Raw genomic sequence first — 5,402 nt, forward strand, 5'->3', positions numbered from 1 at the left:
GGCGGAGGCCACCGGCGCCGGGGCGGGCGCCGGCGCGGGCCGGCTGGCCAGGTAGTAGGCGAGTGCCGCCAGGACAATACCTGCCGCCAGCAAGACAGCGGCGAGAATCTTACTTGCGCCGGTCATAGCGGCTCCTGTGTGATTTGAATAGTGGCGCGGGCCGACAGCGTCTGCGGGATCAGCCCGTCAGCGCTGCCGCCCGCTACGAGCCTGACCAGGCCCTGGAAAGATTGCAGCAACGGCCACTGCGCCACGTCGTAGCGCAGCACCACATCCATGCAGCCCACGGCCACGCCGCCCGTGCCCGTCCAGGCGCAGGCCACGGGCACGGCCGTGCGGTTGCATTCCACGCTGGTGCCAGGGCCGAACACATTCACGGCGGCGTCGCACGCCACGGCCTGCACATCGGCCAGCCCGGCATAGCGCGCCTGCAGACCGGCGCGCGCGCCTTCGCCCGCGGCGGCCGACAATTGTTGTTGCGCCCAGAAAATGGCGCCATAACCGACAATGGCCAGAAGTATCAGCAGCAACACCGTCAGCACCATGGCGAACTCCACCGCCGCCACGCCACGCTGGCGGCCGCGTCCGGCCCGTTGGGTAAATGAACGCCGCGCCATCATGTCAGGCCCCTTCGGCCCCGGCCAGATCGCTCAGGCGCACCGATGCGCGCGCCTGCAGGAAGTCGGGCACCATGGCGCGCGCGATCAAGGGCAGATTGGGAATCAGGGGATGCGCGCCATAGGAATACTTGACGATGACTTCCAGTTGATCGTCGGCCAAGGCCAGACCGCTGCATGCCGCATCCGCCGTGGCGCTGAGCGGTCCGCCGCTGCCGCATACCGCCACGGCCAATGGCGCGCCGGACACCGCGGTGATCCAATCCGCCTGCTGCAAAGCCATGGCGCGCGCCGCATCGGCCCGCAACTGCATATGCCCCGCGCCGGCCTGCCATTGCAGCGCCTTGCGGGCTCCGTCCTGCGCAGCCAGGTTCAGCGACTGCTGCGCCGTGAAAATCATGCCGTACATCATGATGCCGTACAGCACCAGGAAGAACACTAGGAAGACCATGGCGAATTCAACGGCATAAGCGCCACGCTGAGCGCGCCGGCCGCGAGATAGCTGACGTAAGGTACTCGCCGCCATTGCGGTGCCGGCGCCCACCAGCGCGCTGCCAGCAGGTAAAGGGCGGCATGCACGCCTGCCAGCAGACTGCCCACCGCCAGAACCAGCAGCAACATCTTGGGCCCCAGAATCAGGCCGTATATGGCGATGGCCTTGACGTCGCCCGCTCCCATCGCGCGCCGCATCCACAAGGGCACGAACAACACGGCCACCAGGAAGCCCGCCAGCGACAGGCCCCAACCCGGCCACAGCGGTGGATACTGCCACCCCGCGCCCAGCATGGCGGCGCTCGCCCACAGCATCTGCAGGCAAGCGGCCGCCACGATCAGCGCATTGGGAACCCTGCGGCGGTATCCATCGGATGCCGCCAACAGTAGATTCCAGAGGATGAACAACACCCACCACAGCAACTCCCCTTGAGACAACGTGTCACCCTTTAGTGATGAGTGCCAGCCGCGCGTAACCGGCAAAAGGCCAAGTCATGCCGTAGCCGGTTGACGCCAGCACATCACAGATGCGACAAGTGTTAACCCGTCCAGTGATCACGGAGCGGGAGTAGGCGTGGTGCCACCTATGGTCTGGAGTTTGGCGGAGATCGTTTCAAAGAAATCTGCCAGACCGCCGGTCAAAGCGGTTATGACCACCCCCAACCCCGCCACCAACAACGCCGCCAGGATCGCGTATTCCAGCGTGGTAACGCCCTCTTCATCATTCCAGAACTTCAAAAGTTGCTCTTTCATTTCTCTCTCCATGCAGATGCATGTCCATACAGCCCCGGCCGCCGCCGCTGCGTTGCGGCAAGCAGGCCACCCTGCCCCGGCCCCATGCCGGGGTGCTCACCCGCGTTTCATCGCGCCGGGGGCATGCCGCCCTCGGCCACGGAAGCGCCGGATCCGATCAGCGCATCCACGCGTTGCGCCAGCTTCTGGCGGAACCGCAGGGATGAGCGGTGCAATTGCCAGCGCAGCAACAGCAGCGTGGCAATCGACAAACCGAACACGATGTACGGCAGAGACGCGCCGCCTATCAAGAAGCCCGTGAACGCGCGGGGCGCGGTGCACACCATGGTGCCCGCCGCCGCCGCCGTGTAGTGCATGCCGCAAACCGCCAGCCCCATGACCGCCGCGGCCAGCACGCGCTGCCAGGTGGTTTGCACATGGAAGGCCAGCCACAGCGCGGCCGTGGCGGCAACCACGGTAATCAGCACCGACACCACGATCAGCCCCGGGCTCCACAGAAACAGCGCCGGGATGCGCATGGCGGCAATGCCCACATAGTGCATGGCCGCAATGCCCAGGCCAGCCACCACGCCGCCCACCATGCAACGCAACACCGAAAAGCGTTCGCGCGCCACATACCACAGCGCCAGGCCGGAACACAGCACGGCCAGCAGGAAACTGAGCAGCGTCAGCCACACCTGGTAGCCCGCATCGAAAGGCATGGACTGCGCCTGCATGCCGATGAAATGCATGCTCCAGATGCCGATGCCACCCATCGATACCGCGGCGATACCCACATAGGACAGCCACGATCGCCCGTCGGCCGCGGCAGCACGGATGTGCGCCGCGGCCGTCAGGGCCACGTAGGCGCCATAGGCCGCGATGAGGAACGACAAGATCACCAAGCCCAGGGCGAACGACAAGGGAACGATTTCACCGGGTGTCATGACGTTTCCGCTCTGCCCCGCCTGCTGCTGTTTGCCTTGGGCAAAAAGCGCCGGCGGGCACAATTCCATAAAGATTCAGGTAACCAACCGTAGTAATTACGATTTCACAACGTAGAAGATAGTCTCAACTAATGACAGATAAATAGCATTAGGGTTATTACTTAATTTATTTTTATATTTCCGACTATCCTAACTTATCGGAGCAATAAGTCCAGATAATGGTGAAAACAATCAATAAAATGCAGCATTTACGTTACATATAGGCATATTTGCCGCATTGAAACTATATTAATGCGTCAATTTTGTATATTTTCTTTACGACATCGCGCGAAAAACTTTATCTATGTGGCAACATGTGGAATTCTTAAAAAGAATTTTGTTTCAATCTTGTTGGAGGCCCGAAGTGTGACGCGGCCACCACACTTTTGCTGACTTTGCAGTCCATGACAGCCTTCCTGCGCGCCGGTGTACTTGCCTCTTTCTCGCTGCCGGCCCTGCTGGCGGCGGCAGATGCCGTGGCCGAGGGGCCGTTGCGCGGCAACCCTGTCGATGCGCTGCCCCGCATCCAGACACCCGCCAATACCGGCGCCCCACAGCCGCAGCCCACGTTGCAGGCCCCTACGCCGGAACAGCAGGCCGTGCAGGCTCGCCTGGCGCAGCGCATCGTGCCGCGCAATTTCGACGTGGCGGGCGTGCGCGCTCTGCCCTTCGACGAGGTCGCCGCGTACTTGACGCCACTGGCCGGCAAGGAAACCACGGTGGGCGCGCTGGTCACGGAAGTGAACAAGATCACCGAGCTGTACCGTGAACGCGGCTACCCCCTGTCATTCGCCTTGCTGCAGAACCAGTCGTTCGCCAATGGGCTGGTCGTGGTGACGGTGGTGGAAGGCTATATCGGCAACGTGCGCATCGACGGCGACATCGGCAACGCCCGCGACAGGCTGGAAAGCCTGGCCGCGCCGCTGCTGGAGGAAAAGCCGCTGACGCAGCCCACGCTGGAACGCGTGCTGAATTTGATGCGCACCGTGCCCGGCGTGCAGTTCCAGCCCAGCCTGGACCTGCCGCGCCGCGCCGACGGCGCAACCGAACTGGTGCTGGCGGCCACGCGCCGTCCGGTAACGGCCAATGGCGGCGTGGCGGACCTGGGCACCGGCATGCAGCCGCTGGTGAACGTGGCGGCCAACAGCCTGACGCCCATGGGCGAGCAGGTGAAACTGACCAGCAGCATTCCGCTGAATACCGACGATGTGCGCTTCGTGGCGGCGGAAATCGCCGTGCCGCTGAACGCCGACGGGCTGACGCTGCATGTCGACGCCCACCACTACCGCTCGCATCCGCAAGACGACGCGGTGGAACGCCTGGGCTTTGACCGCCAGGTCACCAATAACCGGGTCGCGGTGGGCCTGAGCTATCCGCTGTTGTTGAACAATCGGCGCTCGTTGACCGCCACGGCGGACGTGTACGCGGTGAATGCCGAAGACCTGTACGAGTCGCGCAGCAACGACTACTGGCTGCGGCAGGACGTGGACGTGCGCGCGGCCACGGCCGAATTGCGCTACCGCGACGTGCTGCCCAGCCGGTCGACCGAAATCGGCCTGGGCGTGTCGCAAGGGTTCAATGCCGCGGGGGCCGGCAAGAAGGTCGACACCAATTACGGCTATACCGGGGTACCCGATGTGGCGCTGAACTTCACCCGCTACAACCTGGATGTGCGGCAGACATTCTCGCTGCCCGCGCAATTCGGGCTGGTGCTGAGCGGCGCGGGCCAGTACACGGATGACGTGCTGCCCAGTTCGGAACAGGTGTCATACGGCAGCTGGCGCTATGCCATGGGCTACCCGCAGGGCGAGAAAAGCGGCGACAAGGGCGTGGGCCTGTCGGCCGAGATCAATCGCCGCTTCGGAGTGGGCTGGAAATACCTGACCAACGTGCAGCCGTATGCGATGGTGGACTACGCGCGCACCTGGTACAACAACCGCGCCATCCAGAACAACAATCCCGGCCACCTGTCATCGGTAGGCCTGGGCATGCGCTTCACCGATGACAAGTACTACCTGTTCGATGTGAACGTGGCCAAGCCCGTGGGCTCGCGCACCCTGGAAAACGGCGACCGCGACCTGCGCTTCAACGCCAACTACTCGCTGTTCTACGACGCGTTCTGACGCGGGCCCGCCGCTGGCAACGTTACGTAACATCGCCCGTAACGTAACGTCATCTACCCGTGAAACCGTAACATTCGCAGGATCCCCAACGTCTCAAGTTTGGGATGTTCGGCATTCAGGGAAAATCTCCAAAATCCCGATTACGCGTTGATTTGAAAACAGAATTTCTCGTGCCAGCGAGAAATTTTCAAGCCGTTTCGGGCTGCTTCAAGACGTTGGCATGAATTGTGCTTCAAGGGACATAACCGGCGCATCGGTGACGCCGAACCGTTCCACACAGGAGTGCGATCATGTCAGAGAAAAATTCCAATGCACGTCGCTATCAACGAGTTTTAGTCCGGACGGCCACGGTGGCCGCGCTGGCCCTGGCGCTGGCCGCTTGCGGCGGCGGCAGTGGCGGCAAGAAAACGGCGGGCATCCCCCCGGGGGTGGGCGGCGATGGCGGTGGCGGC

General features: G+C 63.2%; 6 protein-coding genes. 1 reads left to right on the plus strand and 5 read right to left on the minus strand.

Going from position 1 to position 5,402, the window contains the following annotated elements:
- Positions 1-122 precede the first annotated feature (122 nt).
- The 5 genes from LPZ50_RS21195 to LPZ50_RS21215 form a co-directional block, all read right to left on the minus strand.
- Positions 123-620, minus strand: a complete 498-nt coding sequence (locus LPZ50_RS21195) for a TadE/TadG family type IV pilus assembly protein (protein ID WP_230664689.1) — start codon at positions 618-620, stop codon at positions 123-125.
- A 1-nt stretch (position 621) separates the two neighbouring features.
- The gene (locus tag LPZ50_RS21200) at positions 622-1,068 is read right to left on the minus strand and encodes a TadE/TadG family type IV pilus assembly protein (RefSeq protein ID WP_230664691.1); all 447 of its coding nucleotides are present in this window, start codon (positions 1,066-1,068) and stop codon (positions 622-624) included.
- Positions 1,056-1,520: an A24 family peptidase gene (locus tag LPZ50_RS21205; protein ID WP_329957688.1), complete on the minus strand. Its 465-nt coding sequence runs from the start codon at positions 1,518-1,520 to the stop codon at positions 1,056-1,058. Before LPZ50_RS21205 ends, LPZ50_RS21200 begins: the two co-directional genes overlap by 13 nt.
- 144 nt (positions 1,521-1,664) lie before the next feature.
- The gene (locus tag LPZ50_RS21210) at positions 1,665-1,862 is read right to left on the minus strand and encodes a Flp family type IVb pilin (protein ID WP_230664695.1); all 198 of its coding nucleotides are present in this window, start codon (positions 1,860-1,862) and stop codon (positions 1,665-1,667) included.
- Between the two features lie 107 nt (positions 1,863-1,969).
- On the minus strand, positions 1,970-2,788 hold the full coding sequence (locus LPZ50_RS21215; protein ID WP_230664697.1) for an MHYT domain-containing protein: 819 nt from the start codon (positions 2,786-2,788) through the stop codon (positions 1,970-1,972).
- A 443-nt stretch (positions 2,789-3,231) separates the two neighbouring features.
- Here LPZ50_RS21215 and LPZ50_RS21220 point away from each other — a divergent pair, with 443 nt between their 5' ends.
- A complete protein-coding gene (locus LPZ50_RS21220) occupies positions 3,232-4,950 on the plus strand; it encodes a ShlB/FhaC/HecB family hemolysin secretion/activation protein (protein ID WP_230664699.1) in 1,719 nt (572 codons plus the stop codon).
- Positions 4,951-5,402 lie beyond the last annotated feature (452 nt).

Source organism: Bordetella petrii (assembly GCF_020991325.1).
Classification (GTDB): domain Bacteria; phylum Pseudomonadota; class Gammaproteobacteria; order Burkholderiales; family Burkholderiaceae_B; genus Bordetella_A; species Bordetella_A petrii_E.

Bases quoted from the DNA above. Each gene is read 5' to 3' on its own strand.
- LPZ50_RS21195 (WP_230664689.1), bottom strand. From the start codon at position 620: ATGATGGCGCGGCGTTCATTTACCCAACGGGCCGGACGCGGCCGCCAG.
- LPZ50_RS21215 (WP_230664697.1), bottom strand. From the start codon at position 2,788: ATGACACCCGGTGAAATCGTTCCCTTGTCGTTCGCCCTGGGCTTGGTG.
- LPZ50_RS21220 (WP_230664699.1), top strand. From the start codon at position 3,232: ATGACAGCCTTCCTGCGCGCCGGTGTACTTGCCTCTTTCTCGCTGCCG.
- LPZ50_RS21210 (WP_230664695.1), bottom strand. From the start codon at position 1,862: ATGAAAGAGCAACTTTTGAAGTTCTGGAATGATGAAGAGGGCGTTACC.
- LPZ50_RS21200 (WP_230664691.1), bottom strand. From the start codon at position 1,068: ATGGTCTTCCTAGTGTTCTTCCTGGTGCTGTACGGCATCATGATGTAC.